Here is a 24,966-nt window from a genome sequence, read left to right on the forward strand (position 1 = left end):
GACAACCGGCGGGCCGGGCCGGTCAGGCGTCGGTAAGCTCCCGGTTGGTTGCAGGGGTGGAGGCCCCGGGAGTCTTGATCGACGGCCTGTAGGTGCGGAAGTCGAAGCGGTTTCCAGCCTTGCCCTCGGCTTCCAGGCTCTCGCGATGCTGCAACTGAAGACGCGCGCGGCGCAGGCGGCCCTTGCGCGAGGTGAACGGGTTCCCCTCGTCAGGCTCGGCGGCGGCCATGGCGTCGAGCAGTTCGTAGCGCTCCTCTGCCGTCTGCGGCAGCGGCGAGGCTGCAAGGATCGCCGTGGCCGAATTGCCCGCGATCACGCGATCACGCTGCACCGGAGCGGGTTCGGCAACGATGGGCTCGGCGACTGCAGGCTTCACCGCTTCGACCGCCGGCGCGGGGGCGGGAACCGGTTCGAGCGCGCCCACCGGCTCAAGCGGCTCGGGCACATTCTCAACCTCCTCGTAGATAGGATCGGAGCGACGGCGGCGCATCGCGGCGATGCCCACGCCCGCCACGCCAAGCGCGGCAAGAATGCCGGCGACTTCGGCCACCGGGAAGCCATCGCCGTCGGTAGTCGGCGACGCTGGCTGGGCGGCAGGCGGCGGAACTTCAGCGCGCGCGGGAGCCGGAGATGCAGGCGGAACGGAACCTTGAGCCAGCGTGCCATCGCCTGCAGTGCCGTTATCCTGAGCGGTCGGGACAGTTGGCTGCACCGGCGCGGCACGTTCGGCGCGCGGGGCGGCGGAAGCGCGGTTCGTGCTGCGCGTCTGCGCCGCCGCGCTCGACGGTTCGGCTGCCGCCTCATCGGGAGCGGCGGGCGGCGGCACGTCCGGCAAGACGACAGTCTGCTGCTGGGGCGGCGTCACCGAGGTCGGTGCCGTACCCGCCGTGGTCGCCGTGTCGGTGGGCACATTGAGCGGCGCGGACGCTTCGGGCGGCAGCGCGACGGTGGGCGCCGTCGCCGGTGCGCTGGCTGGCGGCGTGGCAGTAGCCTCCTGCGGCAGCGACAGAGAAGGCGTCGTCACGGGGGCCTGCACTTCCTGCGCAGCGGCGGGGATTGCGGAAAGCGCGAGGACAGCGGCGATCGCGGTCAGTGCGCTGGGCGAGCGGGGGACGGCAAAGTGTATCATACCAGAAACAATGCGCGCCCTGTGCAAAAGTCCTTTCGCAAGTGCGGAATACGGGACGGGCCGACCCGTACCCTGCGATGAGTTGAAGCTATCGGCGAGAACACGGTTTTTTGCGGATTTACGCCAGATTAATGGCATTCGTCCTCTCACGCCGTTTGACACCCCGCACCCCGGCTCCTATAGGACGGCCTCGCTCGATCGCTTCGAGCAAGGCATGTCCATGCGCGGGGACATGCCCGGGAAGGAGGCGATCGGGATTTCATCCGACGTGGAAGGCTGCAGGCCGCATGGAGACCCGAACCCCGGGAATCCGCGTGCCAAGCGGCCTTTCTTGCGTTCCGGATGGTCTGCTTGCGGGCAGGCGACGTCACTCGCGACGACGATTTTTTACGAAGGCCGTGTCCCTTGCGACTCGGTCCTCACACGAAGAGGCAAAGACCAGCTCATGGCCACCAAGCCCATCGACACCACGCCGCTGGTGCGCACTGCGAAGAAGCGCATCCGCAAGATCTTCGGCGACATCCACGAAGTCGTCCAGATGCCCAACCTGATCGAAGTCCAGCGCGAGAGCTACGAGCAGTTCCTGCGCTCCGACCCGTCGGTCGGGTATGTCTCGGGCCTCGAGAAGACCCTGCGCTCGGTGTTCCCGATCCGCGACTTCGCGGGCACCAGCGAGCTGGACTTCGTCCACTACGAGCTGGAAGATCCCAAGTACGACGTGACCGAGTGCCGCCAGCGCGGCATCACCTACGCCGCGCCGATGAAGGTCACGCTGCGCCTCATCGTGTTCGAGGTCGACGCCGAGACCGAGACCCGCTCGGTCCTCGATATCAAGGAGCAGGACGTCTACATGGGCGACATGCCCCTGATGACGGAGAACGGCACCTTCTTCATCAACGGCACCGAGCGCGTCATCGTCTCGCAGATGCACCGTTCGCCGGGCGTCCTGTTCGACCATGACCGCGGCAAGACCCACGCTTCGGGCAAGTTCCTCTTCGCCGCCCGCGTGATCCCGTACCGCGGTTCGTGGCTCGACTTCGAGTTCGACGCCAAGGACATCGTCAACGTCCGCATCGACCGCAAGCGCAAGCTGCCCGTCACCTCGCTGCTCTACGCACTGGGTCTCGACGGCGAGCAAGTGCTGAACCACTTCTACGCCACCATGTCGTGGAAGCGCGGCTCGGGCGGGTGGCAGCTGCCCTACACTCCCGAGGCATGGCGCGGCGCGAAGCCGACCTTCGACATCGTCGATGCGAAGTCGGGCGAAGTCGTGTTCGCCGCCGGCACCAAGATCTCCCCGCGCGCCGCCAACAAGGCGCAGAAGGACGGTCTGGAAGAGCTGCTGCTGCCGACCGAGGAAATCTTTGGCCGCTATTCCGCCAAGGACCTGATCGACGAGTCGACCGGCCGCATCTACATCGAAGCCGGTGACGAAGTGACGCCGGAAAACCTCGACGCGCTCGACGCGGCGGGCTTCGACCAGATCGACCTGCTCGACATCGACGAAGTCAATACCGGTCCCTGGATCCGCAACACGATGAAGGCCGACAAGGCCGAGAATCGCGATATGGGTCTGGAAGCGATCTACAAGGTCATGCGTCCGGGCGAGCCGCCGACGAAGGAAACCGCCGAAGCCCTCTTCGACGGCCTGTTCTTCGACGCCGACCGCTACGACCTCTCGGCCGTTGGCCGCGTGAAGATGAACATGCGCCTCGGCCTCGATGCCGAGGACACCGTCACCACCCTGCGCGTCGAGGACATCCTCGCCGTGGTGAAGGAGCTTGTCGGCCTGAAGGACGGCAAGGGCGAGATCGACGACATCGACAACCTCGGCAACCGCCGCGTGCGTTCGGTGGGCGAGCTGCTGGAAAACCAGTACCGCGTCGGCCTGCTGCGCATGGAGCGCGCCGTCAAGGAGCGCATGTCGTCGGTGGACGTGTCGACGGTCATGCCGAACGACCTCATCAACGCCAAGCCCGCCGTGGCCGCCGTACGCGAGTTCTTCGGTTCCTCGCAGCTCTCGCAGTTCATGGACCAGACCAACCCGCTTTCGGAAGTCACCCACAAGCGCCGTGTTTCGGCCTTGGGCCCGGGCGGTCTGACCCGTGAGCGCGCCGGCTTCGAAGTCCGCGACGTTCACCCGACCCACTACGGCCGCATCTGCCCGATCGAAACGCCGGAAGGCCCGAACATCGGTCTGATCAACTCGCTGTCGACCTTCGCGCGCGTCAACAAGTACGGCTTCATCGAGACGCCGTACCGCAAGGTGCTCGACGGCAAGGTGACCAAGGACGTCGTCTACCTCTCGGCGATGGAAGAGCAGAAGCACACCGTCGCGCAGGCTTCGGCCGAACTGACCGGTGACGGCTCGTTCGTCGAGGAACTCGTCTCGGCTCGCCAGAACGGCGAATTCGTGATGAGCCCGCGCGACCAGATCACGCTGATGGACGTTTCGCCCAAGCAGCTTGTTTCGGTCGCCGCCTCGCTCATTCCGTTCCTGGAAAACGACGACGCCAACCGCGCTCTCATGGGCTCGAACATGCAGCGTCAGGCCGTGCCGCTCGTGAAGGCCGATGCGCCTTACGTCGGCACCGGCATGGAAGAGACCGTCGCCCGTGACTCGGGCGCCGCGATCTCGGCCCTACGTGCGGGCATCGTTGACCAGGTCGATGCGACCCGTATCGTCATCCGCGTCTCGGGCGACATCGAAGCCGGCAAGTCGGGCGTCGACATCTACCGCCTGCAGAAGTTCGAGCGTTCCAACCAGTCGACCTGCATCAACCAGCGCCCGCTGGTGAAGGTGGGCGAGCTGGTCGAGACCGGCACGATCATCGCCGACGGCCCGTCGACCGAGTTCGGCGAGCTGGCGCTGGGCCGCAACGTGCTCGTTGCGTTCATGCCCTGGAACGGCTACAACTACGAGGACTCCATCCTCATCTCCGAGCGTATCGTGAAGGACGACGTGTTCACGTCGATCCACATCGACGAGTTCGAAGTGATGGCCCGCGACACCAAGCTGGGTCCGGAAGACATCACCCGCGATATCCCGAACGTCGGCGAGGAAGCCCTGCGCAACCTCGACGAAGCGGGCATCGTCTACGTGGGCGCCGAAGTGCATCCCGGTGACATCCTCGTCGGCAAGATCACCCCGAAGGGCGAAAGCCCGATGACGCCGGAAGAAAAGCTCCTGCGCGCCATCTTCGGTGAAAAGGCTTCGGACGTGCGTGACACCTCGCTGCGTCTGCCGCCCGGCATTTCGGGCACCATCGTCGACGTGCGCGTCTTTAACCGCCACGGCATCGAGGTCGACGACCGTACCCGCGCGATCCAAAACGAGGAAATCGAACGCCTCGCGAAGGACCGCGAGGACGAGCGTGCGATCCTCAACCGCGCCACCTACAACCGTCTGAAGGACATGCTCCTCGGCCAGGTCGCCACTTCGGCGCCCAAGGGCCTCAAGAAGGGCGTGGACATCACCGACGAGGTGCTGGCCGAAGTCGAGCGTCACGAGTGGTGGAAGTTCGGCGTTGCCGACGACCACGTCCAGTCGCAGCTCGAAGCGGTCAAGACCCAGTACGACCTCACCGTCAAGGCGATCCAGGAGAAGTTCGAGGACCGCAAGGAAAAGCTGGAGCGCGGCGACGAGCTGGCTCCGGGCGTCCTGAAGATGGTCAAGGTCTTCGTCGCGGTGAAGCGCAAGCTGCAGCCGGGCGACAAGATGGCCGGCCGTCACGGCAACAAGGGTATCATCAGCCGCATCCTGCCGCTGGAAGACATGCCCTTCCTCGAAGACGGCACCCCCGTCGACTTCGTCATGAACCCGCTGGGTGTGCCTTCGCGCATGAACGTGGGCCAGATCTTCGAGACGCACCTTGGCTGGGCCGCACGCGGTCTGGGCAAGCGCATCGGCGATGCTCTGGACGCATGGCGCGTGGCTAACCCCAACCCGGTCGCAGGGCAGCCGCCCGAGGCCGTCCGTGAACTGCTGACCGAAATCTACGGCGACAACTACGCAGAAGACATCGCGACGCGCACGGACGACCAGATCGTCGAGTTCGCCGACTCCGTCCGCAAGGGCGTGCCGATGGGCTCGCCGGTGTTCGACGGTGCGGTCGAGAAGGACGTCACCGACATGCTCCGTCTCGCCGGGCTGGACGAGTCCGGCCAGGTGGACCTGTTCGACGGCCGCACCGGCGACCGCTTCGACCGCAAGGTCACCGTGGGCATGAAGTACGTGCTCAAGCTGCACCACCTTGTCGACGACAAGATCCACGCCCGTTCGATCGGTCCCTACTCGCTCGTCACCCAGCAGCCGCTGGGCGGTAAGGCGCAGTTCGGCGGCCAGCGCTTCGGTGAGATGGAGGTCTGGGCTCTCCAGGCCTACGGCGCCGCATATACCCTGCAGGAAATGCTGACGGTGAAGTCCGACGACGTTGTCGGCCGCACCAAGGTTTACGAAGCGATCGTCAAGGGCGACGACACCTTCGAGGCCGGCATTCCCGAGAGCTTCAACGTTCTCGTCAAGGAAATGCGCTCGCTGGGTCTCAACGTCGAGCTGACCAGCCACGACGATGCCGAAGACGACGACGGCGTCGCCCTGGCGGCGGAGTAAGGATTTCGGGCGGGGCTTCGGCCTCGCCCCTACCCTCTCCCGCCCAGACAAGATTTCACCCTCTAGAGGGATAAAACTATGAACGACCTGACCAAGTTCACGAACCAGATGGCGAAGCCCGAGACGTTCGACCAGATCCAGATCGGACTGGCGAGCCCCGAGCGCATCCGCTCCTGGTCTTTCGGCGAGATCAAGAAGCCGGAAACCATCAACTACCGCACGTTCAAGCCCGAGCGTGACGGCCTGTTCTGCGCCCGCATCTTCGGTCCCGTGAAGGACTACGAGTGCCTGTGCGGCAAGTACAAGCGCATGAAGTACAAGGGCGTCGTCTGCGAAAAGTGCGGCGTCGAAGTCACCGTAACCAAGGTGCGCCGCGAGCGCATGGGCCACATCGAGCTGGCCGCCCCGGTCGCGCACATCTGGTTCCTCAAGTCGCTGCCTTCGCGCATCGGCCTGCTGCTCGACATGCAGCTCAAGCTGCTTGAGCGCGTCCTGTACTTCGAAAGCTACATCGTCATCGAGCCGGGCCTGACCCCGCTCGAGAAGTACCAGCTCCTGACCGAAGACGAGATGCTCGATGCCCAGGACGAGTATGGCGAAGACGCCTTCTCGGCCGGCATCGGCGCCGAGGCCGTTAAGCACATGCTGATGAACCTCGACCTCGAGCAGGAGCGCGCGGATCTGCTGCAGGAGCTTGAGACGACCAAGTCGGAACTCAAGCCCAAGAAGATCATCAAGCGCCTCAAGGTCGTGGAATCGTTCATCGATTCGGGCAACCGTCCAGAGTGGATGATCCTCGACGTCGTGCCGGTCATCCCGCCCGAACTGCGCCCGCTGGTGCCGCTGGACGGTGGCCGCTTCGCGACCTCGGACCTCAACGATCTGTATCGCCGCGTCATCAACCGCAACAACCGTCTGAAGCGCCTGATCGAACTGCGCGCACCGGACATCATCGTGCGCAACGAAAAGCGCATGCTGCAGGAAGCGGTCGACGCCCTGTTCGACAACGGCCGCCGCGGCCGCGTGATCACCGGCGCCAACAAGCGTCCGCTGAAGTCGCTGTCCGACATGCTCAAGGGCAAGCAGGGCCGCTTCCGTCAGAACCTGCTCGGCAAGCGCGTCGACTACTCGGGCCGTTCGGTCATCGTGACCGGGCCGGAACTCAAGCTGCACCAGTGCGGCCTGCCCAAGAAGATGGCGCTCGAGCTGTTCAAGCCGTTCATCTACGCCCGTCTGGACGCCAAGGGTCTGTCGATGACCCTGAAGCAGGCCAAGAAGTGGGTCGAGAAGGAGCGCAAGGAAGTCTGGGACATCCTCGACGAAGTCATTCGCGAGCACCCGGTCATGCTGAACCGCGCGCCGACGCTCCACCGTCTGGGCATCCAGGCGTTCGAGCCGGTCCTCATCGAAGGCAAGGCGATCCAGCTGCACCCGCTCGTCTGCTCGGCCTTCAACGCCGACTTCGACGGTGACCAGATGGCCGTCCACGTGCCGCTCTCGCTGGAAGCCCAGCTCGAAGCGCGCGTGCTGATGATGTCGACCAACAACATCCTCTCGCCCGCCAACGGCAAGCCGATCATCGTGCCTTCGCAGGACATGATTCTCGGCCTGTACTACCTGTCGCTCGACCGCGACGGCGAGCCGGGCGAAGGCATGAAGTTTGCCGATATGGCTGAAGTGCACCAAGCGCTGCACATCGGTGCCGTGACCCTGCACTCGAAGATCGAGGCCCGCGTGCCGCAGACCGACGAGAACGGTCAGCAGTACATGAAGCGCTTCCAGACCACGCCGGGCCGCATGCTCCTGGGTGAATGCCTGCCGAAGTCGCACACGGTGCCCTTCGACGTCGTCAACCGCCTTCTCACCAAGAAGGAAATCGGGGACGTCATCGATCAGGTCTACCGTCACACCGGCCAGAAGGACACGGTTCTGTTCGCCGACGCGATCATGTCGCTCGGCTTCCGCAACGCGTTCAAGGCGGGCATCTCCTTCGGCAAGGATGACATGATCATCCCGGACTCGAAGGTGGCGCTGGTGGCCGAGACCAAGGAACTGGTTGCCGACTACGAGCAGCAGTACCAGGACGGTCTCATCACCCAGCAGGAGAAGTACAACAAGGTGATCGACGCCTGGAGCCGCTGCGGCGACCAGGTGGCGAACGCCATGATGGACGAGATCAAGGCCCAGCCGATCGACCCGGAAACCGGCCGCATGGCACAGATCAACTCGATCTACATGATGAGCCACTCGGGTGCGCGTGGTAGCCCGGCGCAGATGAAGCAGCTTGCCGGTATGCGCGGCCTCATGGCCAAGCCGTCGGGCGAGATCATCGAAACGCCGATCATCTCGAACTTCAAGGAAGGTCTGACCGTTCTTGAATACTTCAACTCGACCCACGGTGCTCGTAAGGGCCTCGCGGACACGGCGCTCAAGACGGCGAACTCGGGTTACCTGACCCGCCGTCTGGTCGACGTTTCGCAGGACTGCGTTGTCGTCGTCGATGACTGCGGCACCGAGCGCGCGCTGGAAATGCGTTCGATCGTGCAGGGCGGTTCGGTGATCGCCTCGCTTGCCGAGCGTATCCTGGGCCGTACCCTGGCCGAGGACATCGTCGACAAGGAAGGCAACGTCATCGCGACCAAGGGCCAGCTCCTCGACGAAGCCGCCGTGGCTGCCATCGAAGTGACCGGCCTGCAGTCGGCGCGCATCCGCTCGCCGCTGATCTGCGAAGCGACGCAGGGTGTCTGCGGCACCTGCTACGGGCGCGACCTCGCTCGCGGTACGCCGGTGAACATCGGTGAAGCCGTCGGCGTCATCGCGGCGCAGTCGATCGGTGAGCCGGGCACGCAGCTGACCATGCGTACCTTCCACATCGGCGGTGCGGCGCAGCTGAACGAAACCTCGCACCTCGAAGCGATCAGCGCGGGCCATGTCGAATATCGCGACATCCCGACGATCGTGGACAAGCGCGGCCGCATGCTGTCGCTGGCCCGTAACGGCGAGATCGTGCTGTTCGACACCGAAGGCCGTGAACGCGCACTGCACCGCGTGCCTTACGGTACGGTGCTGCTGCACAAGAACGGCGCCAAGGTCGAGCAGGGCGAACGCCTGGCCGAGTGGGATCCGTTCACCCTGCCGATCATCACCGAGACGTCGGGTATCATCAAGTATCAGGACCTGATCGACACCCGCACGCTGACCGAGCACGTCGATGACGCCACCGGCATGACCAGCCGCGTCGTCACCGAGGACCGTTCGACCGCCCGCGCCAAGAAGAAGGAAGATCTGCGTCCGCGCATCACCCTTCTCGACGATGCGAGCGGCGAGATCGGCCCGCTACATGATGGCGCCGGGCACCACGCTCTCGGTCGAGGACGGCCAGACGGTCGAAGCGGGCGACATCATCGCCCGTGCCAGCCGCGAAGCCGCCAAGACCCGCGACATCACCGGTGGTCTGCCGCGCGTCGCCGAACTGTTCGAGGCCCGCAAGCCGAAGGACAACGCGGTCATCGCCAAGGTCTCCGGCCGCATCGAGTTCGTCCGCGACTACAAGGCCAAGCGCAAGATCGCGATCATCCCGGAAGAGGGTGAACCGGTGGAGTACCTGATCCCGAAGTCGAAGGTCGTCGACGTTCAGGAAGGTGACTGGGTCAAGAAGGGCGACAACCTGGTTTCGGGCTCGCCCGATCCGCACGACATCCTGGAAGTCCTCGGCGTGGAAGCGCTGGCGGAATACCTGGTTGCGGAAATCCAGGAAGTCTACCGACTGCAGGGCGTGAAGATCAACGACAAGCACATCGAGGTGATCGTTCGCCAGATGCTGCAGAAGGTCGAGATCACCGACGGGGGCGACACCACGCTGCTGGCGGCCGAGCAGGTCGACTACGAAGAAATGGCCGAGATCAACAGCAAGCTTCCCGAGGGCAAGCGCCCTGCAGTGGGCAAGCCGGTGCTGCTGGGCATCACCAAGGCCTCGTTGCAGACCCGCTCGTTCATCTCGGCGGCGTCGTTCCAGGAAACTACCCGCGTGCTGACGCAGGCGGCGGTCGAGGGTAAGAAGGACTCGCTGATCGGTCTCAAGGAGAACGTCATCGTCGGCCGTCTGATCCCGGCCGGTACGGGTGCGGGCATGAACCGCGTTCGCGTGGCGGCCTCCAGCCGTGACGCAGCGCTCCGCGCGGCCACCCGCCGCGTGCAGGAAGCCATGATCCTCGCCAACACCGCCGAGGAAGAGCACAAGGCCGAACTGCTGCGCAACGCGGCGGACGACCTGGGCGACAGCCCGCTCGCGGCAGTCGAGGGCGAAACCCACGGCACCGACGCCGATGCCGGCGATTACCTGATCAAGGGCGACGAGGCCGAATAAGCCTCTCCCCTAAGGGCAAATTGAAGAGCCCCGCTGGAGCGATCCGGCGGGGCTTTTTGCATTCGGGATAGGACGGGACGGGAGAATTTCGCCTCCGCCCCTAGTCATCCCCGCGAAGGCGGGGACCCATCCGATGACCGTGCAACGGGCGCCGTCAGGAAATGGGTTCCCGCCGTCGACGGTATGACGACGATACAATTGAAGTCGATCACGCTCCAGTCGATCGCCCAAATACTCGTTGCATGAATGTCACACATCTGTCGCCATCGACGAGTTGAGCGGAACCCCCGTGCACCCTCGAGTTTCCCCTCCTGAGATGATCGAAGGTAGCTAAGACACACGAACTGTTGTTGATCAGGTACATGGACCTTACCCGCCACGGCGGTGGCGCAGCGCAATAGCTGCCGGTCCATCCCGTCACCCTCACGCGAACAGACCTCGTTACCCCCGCACGGCGGTGTCGTTTGCCGTGTTCCTGCACGGACATGGCAGCGATGCCGCGCCCCTCGATCCCTCGCAAAACTGGCGGCGCCTACCCCCGGCTGCCATGATGGAGTTTGAGTTATGAAGAAGATTGCACTCTGCGCGGCCGCCCTGATCGCCGTCGCCCCCGCCGCCGCCTTCGCGCAGGATGCCGACACGGCGCCGACCACCGAGGCCACCGCGCCTGATGGCACGCCCGCCTTCGGCATCGAGCCCTATTTCGGCATCATGGGCGGCTACGACAGCTACGATAAGCGCAGCGAGTTCGGCTCTCCGCGCGGGGGCAAGATGAACGGCGCGCTGATCCAGGGCGTCGCAGGTGTGAACGTGCCGCTCGGCCCGGTCTTCGTCGGTGCTGAGGGCAACGTCGCCAAGGGCTTCGGCGACATCGACTGGGAATACGGCGTGAAGGGCCGCGTCGGTGCCCGCGCCGGTGACAGCGGCATGATCTACGCCTCGGCCGGACACGAGTGGGTCAACGGAAAGCGCGCCTATTCGGACCAGAAGGACTGGATCTACGGCGTCGGCGTCGAAGTCGGCCCCAAGGACATCGGCCTGGGCGGCGTGACCGGCAACAGCGGTTTGCGCCTGCGCTTCGAAGTCGACACGTATGACTTCGACAGCATCCGCCCGATGGCCGGTGTCGTCGCGCACTTCTGATCCATCGGGACAGGACATCGTCCTTACCGTGAAGAAGGCCCCGCCGGAGCGATCCGGCGGGGCCTTTGCCATCTGTCAGAAGTTGGCGAATACGCCCGTTCCCGCGACGAGCACGTTCTTCGCGCCCTGACGACCGTCCGGATTAATGTACCACTGCAGGTTCGGGCGCAGGCTGAGCCCCGGCATCAGGGCGATCGAATAGTTCGCCTCGATCGCGTATTCGTCGCTCTGTGGCTCGATGTCCTCGCCCAGCGCGGCGTTGCGGGCGGCCTGCAGGTCTCGCAAGTTGCGGTTCACGCGCGAGCGGCCGACGGCGAGGCCGATCTGGTCCTTCGGGCGTCCCGGGATCAGGCCCGAATACGTGACGCCCGCCGTGATGACATTGACCAGCTTGTTGGTCCGGTGGTCGGCGCTCACGAAGTTGAAGAAGGCTTCCAGAGCGCCCGCGCCGTCGGCATCGGCGGGAGTAACTTGCTGGCGCGCAACGGCGTAGATGCTGGCGCGTCCCCTTTCCCGGGCGAGCGGATCACCGGTCAGCTGCGCGAAGCCGCCGTTGTCGTCATAGACCAGGTTGTCACTCTTGGAGGTGTCGAAGAACGCGCCGACCTTGTAGGCGCCCGCCAGCTTCGGGTTGCCGCCCAGCTTCACGTCGAACCCGCGCTCCACGGCAACGAAGGCGCCCTGGCCCTTGAAACCCATGTAGAAGCCCTTGTTCTGCGGGAAGTTATTGTCGTTACGCTGGTAGACGCCGACCATCGTGTAGCCCAGCTTGTCCTTCACCTTCACCCGGCCGCCCCATGTGGTGACGGGGAAGTTGTACCAGTAGTTGAAGCTGGTGTGCCCCGGCACGACGCCGCAGAAATACAGGCTCTGGAAGTGGCAGGTGGTGGAGCCGAAGTCCTCGCCCATCGACATCTTGCCCAGCTTGATTTCGGCCGGGCCGATCTTCTGCTGATACCACAGCCCCGCCAGACGCCAGATCTGCCCGGCGCCGAACACGCCCTGCGGGTACTGCAGCAGGTCGAGGTGGTTGGTGTCGTTGATATTGTTGCCGTGGCGGTTGGTGACGGCGGCGCGGAAGGTGCCGCCCTCGATCCCGGCGATCTTGCCCATGTCGAAATCGAGGCTGGCGCCCAGCTGCCCGGCGTACTGCGCCTGCTTGCTGGTGCCCGAATTGAGATTGCCCGCGACGAAGCCGATGTAGCTGACGGTCGGCTTGATGCCGATGTCCTCCAGCGAAGTGCGGATGCCCGCCCAGTCGCCCAGCAGGTGCGACTGTTCTGCCGGGGCGGAAGCGGCGGTGGTCTTCGGGCCAGAGCGCTCCAGCGGCTCCGACTGCTTGGGCGTGGTCTCCGTGGACCAGGTCTGGTCCTTGGTATCGCGTGCGGCGACCTGCACGACCTCGATCGAGGGCGGCGGCGGGGAAGCGTGGCTGCGGGCATTTCGGTGTCCTCTCGGATGGACGCAGCGGGCCGCTCGCCGGGACGCATGCGCGCGCCCGGCGGCGTGCCGGTGGGTCCGGCAGCCCGTCTCAGCGTGGGTTGGTCGTCAGCGAGTGCTTGTGTTCACTCGCCTCGCCATCGCGAGGACCGAAGGTCCGCGGCGATCCAGGGCAGCACCACGCCGCCCTGGATTGCTTCGCTTCGCTCGCAATGACGAATGGGCATATGCGTCAGGCCCCGTTGAGCAGGTCGTAGGCGCGGATCACCTGGCTGTCGTCGACGGTGCCGTCGCCGCGTCCCGAGGTGCTCAGGAAGAACTGGTGCGCCAGCGCCGCCAGCGGGGTCGCCGCCCTGGCGCCGCGCCCGGCCTCCAGCACGAGGCCGAGGTCCTTGACGAAGATGTCGATCGCGCTCGTCACCTCGGGTTCGGCCTCCAGCATGCGCGGGCCGCGATCGTTGAGCATCCAGCTCGCCGCCGCCGATCCGCCGAGGATCTCCAGCGCCATCGCGGGTTCGACGCCCACCTGCTTCGCCAGTGCCAGCGCTTCGGCGGCGGCGGCGATGTGGACGCCGCACAGCAACTGGTTGACGACCTTCACCGCCGAACCCTGCCCGGCGTTCTGGCCGACATGGAACAGCTTGCCGCCGACGCCCGACAGCACCGGATTGAGTTCGGCGAACAGCGCATCCGAACAGGCCACCATCATCGACAGCGAGCCTGCCTTGGCGCCTGCCGTGCCGCCCGAAACCGGCGCATCGACGAAGCGGCGGCCTGCGGCCTCGACCTCGGATGCGATCGCGGCGACTTCCATCGGCGGGCAGGTCGCGGTCAGCAGCACCACGGCGCCCTCGGGCAACGCCGCCAGCGCGCCGCCGTCGAACAGGACCGAGCGGGCCTGCACGGCGTTGACCACCATCAGCATCAGCACGTCGGCTTCCTCGGCCGCGCCGGCGGCGCTGGTGGCGGAGGAGCCGCCTGCCTTGACCAGAGCCTCTATCGGCTCGGTGCGAAGGTCGAAACCGGTGACGGCGTGGCCCGCCTTCAGGAGATTGAGGGCCATCGGCATGCCCATGGCACCCAGGCCGACGAATGCTACCTTGCTCATTTCAGAAATTCCCATGGATCAGCGATTGACCTGGCGGGCGGGGATCAGCAGCACGAGGGCCACGCCGATCAGTTCGACCGCGGTGATGGTGTAGAGCCCGGCCGACAGCGACTTGGTGGCGTCCACCACCCAGCCGATGACGAAGGGCGAGACGAAGCCCGCGACATTGCCGATCGCGTTGATCGCGCCGATGCCTGCCGCCGCCCACACGCCGCCGAGGAAGGCGGGCGGGATCGACCAGAACTGCGCGGTCTGGGTCAGCAGGCCCGCCGTCGCGAACGAGAGGATCAGCACCGAGAGTGGCAGGTTGCCGATCGCCAGCGGCGAGAGCGCAAGGGCGATCGCACCCATCGCCATCGGCAGCATCAGGTGGAAGCGGCGCTCGCGGCGAAGGTCGGCGCTGCGGGCAAGGACGAGGATGACGACGACCGCGAACAGGAAGGGGATCGCGCTGATCAGGCCGTTCTCCAGCGGATCGGTGACGCCCGCCGCCTTCACCATCGTCGGCAGCCAGAACGAGATCGCGTACTGACCCATGACGATGCAGAAATAGAGCAGGCTGAGCAGCCACAGGCGCTTGTCGGCCAGGAACTGGCGGAGCGACATGTGCGCGGTCTTCTCGCGGTTGTCCTCGGCGAGATCGGCCTCGATCATCTTTTTGTCGTCAGCCGACAGCCAGTCGACGTCGGCCGGGCGGTTGGGCAGCATCCAGAAGGTGGCGATGCCGGCGATCAGCGCGGGGATCGCTTCGAGCAGGAACAGCCAGCGCCAGCCGCCCCAGCCCGACGAGCCGTGGAAGGTGTCCATGATCCAGCCCGACAGCGGCGAGCCGAGCACGCCCGAGATCGGAATGGCGATGAAGAAGATCGACATCGCGCGCGACCGGCGGGCCGAGGGGAACCAGTAGGTGATGTAGAGCAGCACGCCCGGCGCGAACCCGGCTTCGGCAAGGCCCAGCAGGAAGCGCAGGATGTAGAAGTGCATCGGCGTCTGCGCGAAGGCGAAAAGCCCTGAGATGATGCCCCAGGTAATCATGATCCGCGCGATCCACAGCCGCGCGCCGACCTTGTGCATGATGAGGTTGCTGGGCACCTCGAACAGCGCGTAGCCGATGAAGAAGATGCCCGCGCCAAGGCCGTAGACATATTCGCTGAGGCCCAGCTCGCTCGCCATCTGCAGCTTGGCGAAGCCGACGTTCACGCGGTCGAGGTAGGCCGCGAAGAAGCAGAAGAACAGGAACGGCATCAGCCGCCAGGTCACCTTGGCGTACAGGCGTTCGCGGTGTTCGTCCTTGGGCGCGGCGACGTCGCGCGGCATCTCGGTTGCGAGACTCAACGCCTCTCTCCTTTTATGTTCTTTGATACGGTTTTCGAAGGAGCGCTTCACGGGCCCGTTGAGAACGGCCGGGAAGCGCTCCCGTTGCGACCCGGAAGGGTTAACCCAGCCAGGAAAGCGTGCGGGCAACGACCTGGTCGGTTGAGATGCCGTAGCGGTCGTGCAGCGTGGGCAGAGCGCCCGCGTCGAGGAACTTGTCGGGCAGGCCGATCTGGCGGAAGCCCGAAGGCACCGTGCCGCTGCCCAGCAAGCAGGCCGCGACCGCTTCGCCCAGGCCGCCGATCACCGAATGGTTCTCGGCCACCACGACGAGGCGCCCGGGCTTTGCGGCGACGGCCTCGATGATGGTCTTCTCGTCGAGCGGCTTGATCGTCGGGCAGTGGAGCACGGCGGCCTCGACCTTGTCGGCGCGCAGGCGGTCGGCGGCTTCGAGGGTGCGCATGGTCATCAGGCCCGAGGAGATGAACAGCACGTCGGCGCCGTCACGCAGCATCTTCGCCTTGCCGAGTTCGAATTTGTAGTCGTATTCGTCGAGGACGGCGGGCACCTTGCCGCGCAGCAGGCGCATGTAGACCGCGCCCTTGTGGTCGGAAATCTGCGGCACGGCCTGCTCGATGTCGATCGCGTCGCACGGATCGACGATGGTGAGGTCGGGCATGCCGCGGAAGATCGCGAGATCCTCGGTCGCCTGATGCGAGGGGCCGTAGCCGGTGGTGAGGCCGGGCAGCGCGCAGCACACCTTCACGTCCAGCCCTTCCTCGGCGATGGCGAGGCACAGGAAGTCGTAGGCGCGGCGGGCGGCGAAGACGGCATAAGTCGTCAGCCAGGGCTGGAAGCCTTCGCGCGCCATGCCTGCGCCCGACATCATGAGGAGCTGTTCGGCCATGCCCATCTGGTAGAACCGATCGGGGTGATTCTGCTGGAAGATGTGCAGGTCGGTGTACTTGGCAAGGTCGGCGGACATGCCGACGATGTTCTGTTTCGTCTCGGCCAGCTTCGAGAGCGCGTGGCCGAACGGGGCAGCGACGGTGCGCTGGCCCTCGGCGGCGATCGAGGCGATCATCGCGGACGTCTTCAGGCGCGGTTTAGCGGGTGCTTCAACGGACATGGAAATCTCTTTCGAATATCGGGAAGGTCAGGCGGCTGCGGCGGCGTAGCCGGCGTCGAGCACTTCGATGGCCTTGTCCCACTCGTCCTCGTCGACGCGGATGAAGTGCGTCTTCTCGCGCTCTTCCAGGAACGGCACGCCCCTGCCCATCAGGGTGTCGGCGACGATCACGCGGGGGCGCGGATCGTCGAGTTCGCGGGCCTTGTCGAAGGCTTCGACGAGCGCTTCCATGTCGTTGCCGTCCACGAACTGCGCATGCCAGCCGAAGGCGGCGAACTTGGCGGCGATGTCGCCCATGCCCAGTACCTGCGTGGAGGGACCGTCGGCCTGCTGGTTGTTGAAATCGACGATCGTGATGAGGTTGTCGAGCTTCCAGTGCGCGGCCGAAGCGGCGGCTTCCCAGGTCGAACCTTCGCCCAGTTCTCCGTCCGACATAAGGTTGTAGACGAACTGCCCGGTGCCCTTGCGCTTGAGGCCAAGCCCCATGCCCACGGCGATGCCGAGGCCCTGCCCCAGCGAACCGCCCGAAATCTCCATGCCCGGCGTGTACGACGCCATGCCCGACATCGGCAGTCGGCTGTCGTCCGAACCGTACGTTTCCAGTTCCTCGAGCGGGATCACGCCCGCCTCAATCAGCGCGGCGTAAAGCCCGATGGCGTAGTGGCCGATGGAAAGCAGGAACCGGTCGCGGCCTTCCCATTCTGGCTCACCGGGACGGTAGGTCAGTGCGCGGAAGTACGAGACGGCGAGCACATCGGCCACGCCGAGAGCCTGTCCGACATAGCCCTGACCCTGAACCTGACCCATCTTCAGCGCATGGCGACGGATATTGTAGGCGCGGCGCGAAAGCTCGGCGACCGGCATGTTGGTTGCGGAAACGGTCATCAATTCTCCTCACGACGCGAGGAGATGGCCTTCTGCCCGGTCTGCGGGCGTTTGGTGCGATCCTCTCGGCGTCAGTTTTTCTGATCTGTTGCCGCTTTATCAATTGCACATGCATCTATGACAAATGGACGTTTCTCACTATATGGTGACTGATATTCACCCATGCCGATCGCGTTACAGCCTCTCAGCGTCTTCGAAGCCGCCGCCCGTCAGGGCTCGTTCCGTCAGGCCGCCGACGAACTCGGCCTGACGCCGAGCGCGGTGAGCCACGCGGTCACCAAGCTGGAGAACAGCCTCGGCACCCGCCTGTTCGACCGATCCCTCCGGCAGATAAAACTGAGCGCGGACGGCGAGGCCCTGTACCGCCACGTCGCCGCCGGGTTCGTGGAGATCCGGCGCGGGCTGGAGGAAGTCTCGGCCCGCCGCGCCCGGTTCCTGCGCCTGCACGCCGCGCCCAGCTTCGCGGCCCTGTGGCTGACCCCGCGCCTGCCCGCGTTCCTCGAAAGCCACCCCGGCATGGACATCCGCATCACCGCCAGCACCGACTATTCGCGCTTCGCCGCCGACGAGGTCGATGCCGACATCGTCAACGGCCCGCCGCTGCCCGGCCCGGTCAAGGCAATCCCGCTGGGGGAGGAGGAGGTGACGGTGCTCTGCACACCGCAGATGGCCGCCTCGATCACCTGCGCGGCGGACGTCATGGCGCTGCCGCTGATCAACGGCGACCGCAACCGCGTGACCTGGGCGCGCTGGGCGGAACTTGCCGGCGTCCCGGCGCCGAAGGCTTACGCGATGCGCTTCGACCGCAGTTTCATGGTGATCGCCACTGCTGCCAACGGGCTGGGCGTAGCGCTCGAATCGACCCGCCTCGCCCAGCGCGAACTGGCGGAAGGGCGGCTGGTCACGCCGCTACCGGGATGCACGATTCGCGAGACGCTGCATTCGCTGGTCTATCCGCTAATCCACGCGGACCGTCCGATCATCCGGGCGTTCGAGACGTGGCTGTTGGCGGAACTGGCGTCCACCTGATCGTCATTGCGAGCGCAGCGAAGCAATCCAGCGCCGCGTAAACCGCTCTGGCTTGCTTCGCTGCGCTCGCAATGACGAAATGGAGGATCACTCCGCCGCGACGGCTTCCTGTGCGGCGTTGGCGGCCTCGATCTCCGCTGCCTTGGCTTCCACCAGGCTGACGATGTGGTCGAGCATGGATCTCGCTCTGCACGGTGTGGTCGGTCACGCCCGAAAGGTAGACCATGTGCTTGCCGTTGCCGCCGCCGGTCAGGCCGATGTCGGTCTCTCGCGCTTCGCCGGGGCCGTTGACGACGCAGCCCAGCACCGAGAGCGAGAGCGGCGTCTTGATGTGCTGCAGGCGTTCTTCCAGCGCCTCGACGGTGCGGATCACGTCGAAGCCCTGCCGGGCGCAGCTGGGGCACGAAACCACGCGAACGCCGCGCGTGCGCAGGCCGAGCGCCTTCAGCATTTCGAAACCGACGCGCACTTCCTCTTCCGGCTCGGCCGAGAGCGAGACGCGCAGAGTGTCGCCGATGCCCGACCACAGCAGCATGCCCATGCCGATCGAGGACTTGACGGTGCCGCCGATCAGCCCGCCCGCCTCGGTGATGCCGAGGTGCAGCGGGCAGTCCACCGCGTCCGCCAGCCCCTGATAGGCGGCGACGGCGAGGAACACGTCGCTGGCCTTCACCGCCACCTTGTACTCGTGGAAGTCGTGGTCCTGCAGCAGCTTGATGTGGTCCATCGCCGATTCTGACGAGGGCATCGGGGCAAGGCTCGCCGTACTTTTCGAGGAGGTGCTTCTCGAGGCTGCCCGCGTTCACGCCGATGCGGATCGCGCAGCCGTTGGCCTTGGCGGCGCGCACCACTTCCGCGACGCGGTCGGACGAGCCGATGTTGCCGGGGTTGATGCGCAGGCACGCCGCGCCCGCGTCGGCGGCTTCCAGAGCGCGCTTGTAGTGGAAATGGATGTCCGCGATCAGCGGCACGCGCGCGCCGCGCACGATCTCCCGGAACGCCGCCGTCGATCTCGACATCGGGGCAGGAGACGCGGATGAGGTCGGCCCCGGCATCCTCGCAGCGGCGGATCTGCTCGATCGTCGCCTTCGCGTCGGATGTCAGGGTGTTGGTCATGGTCTGGACCGTGATCGGCGCATCGCCGCCTACGGGGACGCTGCCGACCATGATCTGGCGGCTCTTGCGGCGCTCGATATCGCGCCAGGGTCGGATGGAGGACATGAAGCCTCTATAGGCGCTCTGCCTTGCGGATTGAAGACGCATTCCGGTGTGCTGGCGACTTCGCGCGATTTCGGGCATTCACGCGTCCATGACTGTGCATGCTTCCGACAAACCCCTCACCGACGACGAGGCCTCCGAACTCCCGCTGCTGTTCGGGCGCGTGCTCGACGGCCGGGGCGGTGCGCGCGTGGTCGGATGGAAAGAGGCACAGCGCTGGAAGCCCGGCGTCGAGGGCGAAGTGCTGTGGATCCATCTCCTGCGCACCCATCCCGGCATGCAGGAGTGGCTGGAGGCGCACTGCGCGATCCCCGAGCCGACCGCCGAACTGCTCACCAGCGACGCCAACCGCCCCCGCGCCTTCCGCGAAGGACAGACGCTGGTGGCCACGCTGCGCGGGATCAACTTCAACCCCGGCGCCGCGCCCGAGGACATGCTCTCGCTGCAGTTGTGGAGCGACGGCAGCCGCGTCGTCACCCTGCGCCGCGCGCCGCTGCAGACACCCCGCCTCGTCGCCGACGATCTCGACGCGGGCAGCGGGCCGCATGACGCGGGCGCGCTCGTCACCGCGCTCACCGAGCACCTGATCGACCGCATGAGCCACGCCATCGTCGACATGAACGCCATGATCGACGACCTCGAGGACGAGACGGCCGATACTTATACCGACCAGACCCTCGACAAGATCGCCATGATCCGCCGCCAGAGCCTTGCCCTCAAGCGCCACATGTCGCCGCAGCACGAGGCGCTGACCGCCATCGCCAACGGCGCGCCCGGCTGGTTCGAGGACCACGACCGGCGCGAGATCGCCGAATCGATCGCCCGCCTGCGCCGCTATCTCGACGACCTCGACATCAGCAAGGAATCGGCGGTCGTGCTGCAGGACGACATCCGCGCCCGAGCCGCCGCGAACAGCCAGCGCACGCAGTATGTGCTGGCGGTGGTGGCTGGGGTGTTCCTGCCGCTGACCTTCATCACCGGCTTGCTGGGGATCAACGTCGGCGACATTCCGCTGGCGGAGCAGGGATCGCACGGCTTCTGGATCATCGTCGGCATCTGCGCGGCGATCCTGGGCGTGGAGATCGCGCTGCTCAGGCGGTTGAAGTGGTTTTGATCCTCCCTGTTCCGCAGGAATGGGGAGGTGGCAGCGCGAAGCGCTGACGGAGGGGTTCGCCCCTCCACCACCCGCTACGCGGGCGGTCCCCCTCCCCATCGCTTCGCGACAGGGAGGAGCCTTAAAGAACCTTCGCGAACAGGAACTCCTCGTCCCGCTGCTCGCCGACCATGAAATGAATGTCGGCGACTTTCTCGAACCCGTAGCGCGCGTAGAATTTCTGCGCCCCGGGGTTGTCGGAATAGACCGAGAGCTGGACCTCGCCCGCCCCGAAGGCCGCCGCTTCCGTCAGCGCCCAGTCCATCAGCGCCGCGCCGATGCCCTGCCCGGTCGCCTCGGGCGCGGTGTAGAGTTGCTTGAGTTCGATCACGTTCCCTGACCGCGCATGTTCGGGCCAGCCGCAGGCCATCACCAGCTTGCAGTAGCCGAGCAGGTGCGCGTCCCGCTCCGCCAGCATCACCCGCATCGCGGGGTCGGCGATCTCCTTCGCCACCTTGGCCTCGCTGTGCGAGCCGGCAAGGAAGTTCGCCAGGTCGTCCGGCACGTAGAGGTGGCCGAACTTGGCGACGAAGCTGTCGGTGCCCAGACGCGCCAGCGCGGCGGCATCGGCGGGGGTGGCGGTACGAAGCTCCATTACAGTTCCTTGGTCATGCAGATCGAAAAATCATCGGAGACGTAGTCCCCGAAAGGCGCGCACTCGACGAAGCCGTGCGCGCGGTAGAGGCCGTGGGCCGGATGGAACGGCTCGGGCCGCCCGGTCTCGAGGCTGACACGGGCGTAGCCGCGCGCTCTCGCCTCTTCCAGCAGCCTCAGCAGCAGCGCCTTGCCCACGCCCCGGCCGCGATACTCGGGCGCGGCGCGCATCGACTTGAGTTCGCCGTGGCTTTCGGAAAGGTGCTTGATCGCGCCGCAGCCCGCCAGCACATCGCCGTCCCATGCGGAGAAGAACGTGACGTCCGGCTGGCGCAGGCGCGCTGCGGGCATGGCGTGGACGCTCTCGGGCGGGGACCAGCGGTGCATCTCGTCGAGGTGGAACTGGAGCAGCGCCAGCACCGCCTCTGAGCTGAGGTCGTCGGGGACGATGCGCAGGTCGATTGTCACGGGTTCCATCTTCTCATTCGTCATTGCGAGCGTAGCGAAGCAATCCAGGGCAGTTCAAGTCCGCCTTGGATTTCTTCGCTACGCTCGCAATGACGGCGTATGGGGGCGAAGGAAGAGAGACAAGAACCCTATCCGCCAGAATGCTTGTCGGCTTTGCGGCGTCCCATGCGCATGCCTGCTTCCAGCCGCGCCCGCAACTGGGTGTAGTAGTCCGAGAGGAAGCGCCGCTCCGCGCCCCAGCCGTCGTTGCGGCCGATCTTCTCGGCGATGGTCTGGTAGACCGTCTCGACCGCGTCGGTCCGGTCCTCGCGCAGCACGCGCTCCAGCGCCTGCAGCTCGAATTCGCCGTAGACCGCCAGTTCGTGATCCTCGAAGCGGAACTGAAAGCGCTCGGCCACCGGCGCTTCGGAGGTCGTCATCGCCGCCTCCAGCTTCTGCTTCGGGCGTTCGAGCACCCAGCTTCCCGCAATCACGTCGCCCGCGCGCAGGGCGTCGCGGTTGAACAGCGGGAACAGCAGGAAGATCGCCAGCCACCCCGCCGCCGCCAGCCAGGCCATGCCGTTGTCTGGCCCCGCCATGGCGATGAGCGGGATCGGCAGGAACATCTCGATGTCGCGCAGGAGGTTGCGGGCGATCACCATCTCGGCGGTGAGGCGGCCGCCGTCGCGCGCGGCGATGCGGATGCCGGTCATGCGCTTGCCCGGCGTCGCGCCCCTTGGCCCTAGTTCGAAGTAGAGGAAGTAGGCGTTGCGGAACAGGAACATCGCCACGATCCACACGACGATAAGGAACTGCAGCGCCTGCGCGCCCGCGCCCTTGCCGTCGACCGCCTGCGCGATCTGCGCCGCCCCGCCCGCGATCTGCATCAGCGCGATCGAGGTGCCGATTATCAGCATGACGATGATGAGCAGGTCGAGGATCAGCGCCCCCACGCGCGCGCCGCGCCCCGCCACGGTGACCGGCAACGCGATGCCCTCCGGCGTCACGAGCACGCGCTGCTTGCTGGTGCGCGCACGGTTGACCCGGCGCTTCATCGCCCGGCCCTCCCGCGATAGGCGAAGAAGTAGGCGCTCCACGCCAGCAGCATGAACCCGCCGACCGCAAGGCGCGCGGGCGTCTGGTCGACCAGCTGGCGCGCGAAGCCTTCCAGCAGCGCGGCGACGACGAGCATCAGCACCACCCCGACCATCACCACCGCCGCGCGGCGCCCAGCCTCGGCGGTCGCGGTCAGCACCGGGCGGTTCCCGGGAAAGGCGATCGCGCGCCCGACATGCAGCCCCGCCGCGCCCGAGAGCAGGATCGCGAACAGCTCGGTCGTGCCGTGGATGCTGATCCACCCCGCGAAGTCGAGCAGCAGCCCCGCCTTCCAGTAGACCCACCCCATCGCCCCCAGCCCGGCCAGATTGTGAACCAGCAGCAACAGCGACGGAATTCCGAGCGCGAAACCGAGCGCAAAGGCGAGGATCGAGACTTGCGCATTATTGCTGAACAGTTGGGCAGCGAAAATGCTCATGCCCGTCTTCTCGGTATTGCCGAAGATCGTGCCGCGCAGCGCTTCGGCGCTGGCGCCGGGGACGCGCTCGCCCGCCATCTCGCGGCCCATCAGGGCGAAGTACCATTCGGGATCGTGCGAAACGAGCAGCCAGCCGACCACCGCGCCCGCCACCATGACGAGCAGGGCGATCCCGATCTCGAAGCCGATGCCGCGCACCGCCCGGCTCCAGCCGCCGCCGAGGAACCCGCGCAACCACTCCCACAACGACGAGCGCGGGCCGTAGACCACGAACCACGCCCGCTGCACCAGCGATTCCAGATAGCCCAGCGTCGCCGCGTCGAGCGAAGTCTCGCGCGCGATGGAGAGGCTGGAGGCGACGGTGCGATAGAGGCCGGGCAGCGCCAGCAGGTCCTCGTCCGAGATGCCGCGCAGGCGCCCCTTCTCCATGCGCACGACGATGTTTTCAAGGCGCTGCCAGTCCGCCTCGCGCTCCAGCCGGAAGCGGTCGGAGCGCAGCGCGGCGCTTTCGATGGCGGCATTCGATATCGCGTTCATCCGATCGCTCCCGAACGCTTGATGGCCAGGTAGGCATCGATCAGCCGGGTGCCGACCTGCCGCCACGGCGCCTCGATCACATCGACGCCGATCTGCCGCAGCCGCCGGGTGACGAGCGCGCGCTGGCGCAGCAGGCCATCGGCGGCGACCGCCATCGACAGCACTTCCATGTCGTCGGGCTCGGCGGTGGACAGCGTCTCCAGTTCCTCGTCCGCCATCGTCACGAACAGGACGACATGGCGCGACACCAGCCGCCCGATGCTTTCGATCATCAGTTCGGCGCTGGTGGGGTCGGAGAAGTCGGAGAAGATCACGATCAGCGAGCGGCGCTGCAGCCTTCCCGCGAGCGTCGCCAGCGCAAGGGTGAAGTTGGGCTCTTCCATGCGGTACTCCAGCCCCGCCGCCGCGCGCTGTAGGCGGTGGAACTCGCTGCTGGCGGTGACGAAGGGCGTCGCCACCTCGGGCCGCGAAGCGAAGCCGAACAGCGAGACCCGGTCGCCGCCCTTGAGCGCCACGAAAGCGGTCGCCAGGGCCGCCGAGACCGCGCGATCGAGGCGGGGCATCCCGGCGATCGGCTCGCACATCGCCTGCCCGCAGTCGAAGGCGAAGACGATCTGGTTGTTGCGCTCGACCTCGTATTCCTTGGCATAGAGGTGCACGTGGCGGGCCGACGATTTCCAGTCGATCCGGCGGCGATCCATGCCGGGCTGGTACTCGGCGAGCGATTCGAACTGCGTACCCTCACCCCGGATGCGGCGGGCGAGCAGGCCGTACTGAGCATCTTTGAGGAACGTCTGCAGCGTGGGGGAGCGCACGGCGGCGACGTTGGGCCAGACCCGCACCGTCTCATCCAGAGTCCCCGCCAACTGCCGCGCGCCGAGGCCCAGCGGCCCGGTCCAGCGCAGCCATGCGCGGGTGACCTTGCCGGTGCCGCGACGCGAGGGCGTGAAAGTGCCGGAGCCGCGACAGCCGCCATCACCGGCGATCAGCGGAAACACCAGCCGCCCGCCCGGTGCGAGGCGCGGGTCGCACTCCAGCGCCAGTTCCGCGCGCGAGGGGCTGCCGGAGCGCAGCGCGACATCGGCCTCCATCCGGCCCTCGGCGCCGACTTCGACGTCGCCGGGCACCGTAACCCGAAGGTCCGCGACCCGGCCGCCAAGCAGTGCATCGATCACCACCAGCACCAGCACGGCGAGCCCCGCGACCGGCGCGATCACCCACAAGTCCGGGCTCGCCGCCGCGATCACCAGCGCGACCGGGGCGATCGCCGCCAGCGTCACCGCCGCGCGGGCCGTCGGGACTATCGGGGCGAAGGCAAACTTCACCGG

The 24,966-nt window shown here is 66.3% G+C and carries 15 protein-coding genes and 2 pseudogenes; 5 read left to right on the plus strand and 12 right to left on the minus strand.

The genetic code is table 11. The annotated features are described in order from the left end of the window. Positions 1-22 precede the first annotated feature (22 nt). A complete protein-coding gene (locus KZO24_RS14460) occupies positions 23-1,129 on the minus strand; it encodes a hypothetical protein (protein WP_285020511.1) in 1,107 nt (368 codons plus the stop codon). 445 nt (positions 1,130-1,574) lie between these two features. Between KZO24_RS14460 and rpoB the strand changes: the two genes are divergently transcribed. From rpoB to KZO24_RS14475, 3 genes and pseudogenes are all read left to right on the plus strand, one after another. Next, positions 1,575-5,741, plus strand: coding sequence for a DNA-directed RNA polymerase subunit beta (gene rpoB / locus KZO24_RS14465; protein WP_486486494.1), 4,167 nt, complete (start codon positions 1,575-1,577; stop codon positions 5,739-5,741). A 78-nt stretch (positions 5,742-5,819) separates the two neighbouring features. Beyond that, positions 5,820-10,107 (plus strand): annotated as a pseudogene (rpoC, locus tag KZO24_RS14470) (DNA-directed RNA polymerase subunit beta'). Positions 10,108-10,671: 564 nt separating this feature from the next. Beyond that, positions 10,672-11,250, plus strand: coding sequence for an opacity protein (locus tag KZO24_RS14475; protein ID WP_271182468.1), 579 nt, complete (start codon positions 10,672-10,674; stop codon positions 11,248-11,250). 75 nt (positions 11,251-11,325) lie between these two features. On the opposite strand, the gene KZO24_RS14480 is transcribed toward KZO24_RS14475, so the two are convergent. From KZO24_RS14480 to KZO24_RS14500, 5 genes are all read right to left on the minus strand, one after another. Beyond that, positions 11,326-12,648: a carbohydrate porin gene (locus KZO24_RS14480; protein WP_486486495.1), complete on the minus strand. Its 1,323-nt coding sequence runs from the start codon at positions 12,646-12,648 to the stop codon at positions 11,326-11,328. Between the two features lie 274 nt (positions 12,649-12,922). Next, complete coding sequence (locus KZO24_RS14485; RefSeq protein ID WP_285020515.1) at positions 12,923-13,798, minus strand: NAD(P)-dependent oxidoreductase; 876 nt, start codon at positions 13,796-13,798, stop codon at positions 12,923-12,925. 18 nt (positions 13,799-13,816) lie between these two features. Next, entirely contained in the window at positions 13,817-15,133 is a 1,317-nt protein-coding gene (locus tag KZO24_RS14490; protein WP_285020516.1) for an MFS transporter, read from the minus strand. A 100-nt stretch (positions 15,134-15,233) separates the two neighbouring features. Continuing rightward, on the minus strand, positions 15,234-16,241 hold the full coding sequence (locus KZO24_RS14495; protein ID WP_036528476.1) for a transketolase family protein: 1,008 nt from the start codon (positions 16,239-16,241) through the stop codon (positions 15,234-15,236). A gap of 27 nt (positions 16,242-16,268) precedes the next feature. Beyond that, positions 16,269-17,126 (minus strand): transketolase, encoded by an 858-nt coding sequence (locus tag KZO24_RS14500; RefSeq protein WP_285020517.1) that lies wholly within the window; start codon positions 17,124-17,126, stop codon positions 16,269-16,271. Between the two features lie 162 nt (positions 17,127-17,288). On the opposite strand from KZO24_RS14500, the gene KZO24_RS14505 reads away from it, so the two are divergent. Beyond that, positions 17,289-18,155, plus strand: a complete 867-nt coding sequence (locus KZO24_RS14505; protein WP_285020518.1) for a LysR substrate-binding domain-containing protein — start codon at positions 17,289-17,291, stop codon at positions 18,153-18,155. 87 nt (positions 18,156-18,242) lie between these two features. Here KZO24_RS14505 and ispG read toward each other — a convergent pair. Continuing rightward, positions 18,243-19,376 (minus strand): annotated as a pseudogene (gene ispG, locus KZO24_RS14510) (flavodoxin-dependent (E)-4-hydroxy-3-methylbut-2-enyl-diphosphate synthase). Positions 19,377-19,464: 88 nt separating this feature from the next. On the opposite strand from ispG, the gene KZO24_RS14515 reads away from it, so the two are divergent. Next, positions 19,465-20,487: a zinc transporter ZntB gene (locus KZO24_RS14515; protein WP_285020520.1), complete on the plus strand. Its 1,023-nt coding sequence runs from the start codon at positions 19,465-19,467 to the stop codon at positions 20,485-20,487. 121 nt (positions 20,488-20,608) lie between these two features. Here KZO24_RS14515 and KZO24_RS14520 read toward each other — a convergent pair whose 3' ends face one another. The 5 genes from KZO24_RS14520 to KZO24_RS14540 all read right to left on the minus strand — a co-directional run bounded on the left by KZO24_RS14520 (position 20,609) and on the right by KZO24_RS14540 (position 24,963). Further along, a complete protein-coding gene (locus KZO24_RS14520; protein WP_285020521.1) occupies positions 20,609-21,121 on the minus strand; it encodes a GNAT family N-acetyltransferase in 513 nt (170 codons plus the stop codon). Further along, on the minus strand, positions 21,121-21,597 hold the full coding sequence (locus tag KZO24_RS14525) for a GNAT family N-acetyltransferase (protein ID WP_285020522.1): 477 nt from the start codon (positions 21,595-21,597) through the stop codon (positions 21,121-21,123). Before KZO24_RS14525 ends, KZO24_RS14520 begins: the two co-directional genes overlap by 1 nt. Positions 21,598-21,716: 119 nt before the next feature. Beyond that, complete coding sequence (locus KZO24_RS14530) at positions 21,717-22,622, minus strand: RDD family protein (protein WP_285020523.1); 906 nt, start codon at positions 22,620-22,622, stop codon at positions 21,717-21,719. After that, positions 22,619-23,638 carry a stage II sporulation protein M gene (locus tag KZO24_RS14535; RefSeq protein ID WP_285020524.1) on the minus strand — a complete coding sequence of 340 codons (1,020 nt, stop codon included), beginning with the start codon at positions 23,636-23,638 and terminating at the stop codon, positions 22,619-22,621. The genes KZO24_RS14530 and KZO24_RS14535 overlap by 4 nt, the downstream gene beginning before the upstream one ends. Further along, entirely contained in the window at positions 23,635-24,963 is a 1,329-nt protein-coding gene (locus KZO24_RS14540; RefSeq protein ID WP_285020525.1) for a DUF58 domain-containing protein, read from the minus strand. The genes KZO24_RS14535 and KZO24_RS14540 overlap by 4 nt, the downstream gene beginning before the upstream one ends. Positions 24,964-24,966: the final 3 nt, after the last annotated feature.

The organism is Novosphingobium sp. NFX11, from assembly GCF_057376415.1.

Excerpts from the sequence above, each read along its gene's own strand:
- KZO24_RS14460 (WP_285020511.1), bottom strand. The coding sequence starts at position 1,129 with ATGATACACTTTGCCGTCCCCCGCTCGCCCAGCGCACTGACCGCGATC.
- rpoB (WP_486486494.1), top strand. The coding sequence starts at position 1,575 with ATGGCCACCAAGCCCATCGACACCACGCCGCTGGTGCGCACTGCGAAG.
- KZO24_RS14475 (WP_271182468.1), top strand. The coding sequence starts at position 10,672 with ATGAAGAAGATTGCACTCTGCGCGGCCGCCCTGATCGCCGTCGCCCCC.
- KZO24_RS14485 (WP_285020515.1), bottom strand. The coding sequence starts at position 13,798 with ATGAGCAAGGTAGCATTCGTCGGCCTGGGTGCCATGGGCATGCCGATG.
- KZO24_RS14495 (WP_036528476.1), bottom strand. The coding sequence starts at position 16,241 with ATGTCCGTTGAAGCACCCGCTAAACCGCGCCTGAAGACGTCCGCGATG.
- KZO24_RS14500 (WP_285020517.1), bottom strand. The coding sequence starts at position 17,126 with ATGACCGTTTCCGCAACCAACATGCCGGTCGCCGAGCTTTCGCGCCGC.
- KZO24_RS14505 (WP_285020518.1), top strand. The coding sequence starts at position 17,289 with ATGCCGATCGCGTTACAGCCTCTCAGCGTCTTCGAAGCCGCCGCCCGT.
- KZO24_RS14515 (WP_285020520.1), top strand. The coding sequence starts at position 19,465 with ATGACTGTGCATGCTTCCGACAAACCCCTCACCGACGACGAGGCCTCC.
- KZO24_RS14520 (WP_285020521.1), bottom strand. The coding sequence starts at position 21,121 with ATGGAGCTTCGTACCGCCACCCCCGCCGATGCCGCCGCGCTGGCGCGT.
- KZO24_RS14525 (WP_285020522.1), bottom strand. The coding sequence starts at position 21,597 with ATGGAACCCGTGACAATCGACCTGCGCATCGTCCCCGACGACCTCAGC.
- KZO24_RS14530 (WP_285020523.1), bottom strand. The coding sequence starts at position 22,622 with ATGAAGCGCCGGGTCAACCGTGCGCGCACCAGCAAGCAGCGCGTGCTC.
- KZO24_RS14535 (WP_285020524.1), bottom strand. The coding sequence starts at position 23,638 with ATGAACGCGATATCGAATGCCGCCATCGAAAGCGCCGCGCTGCGCTCC.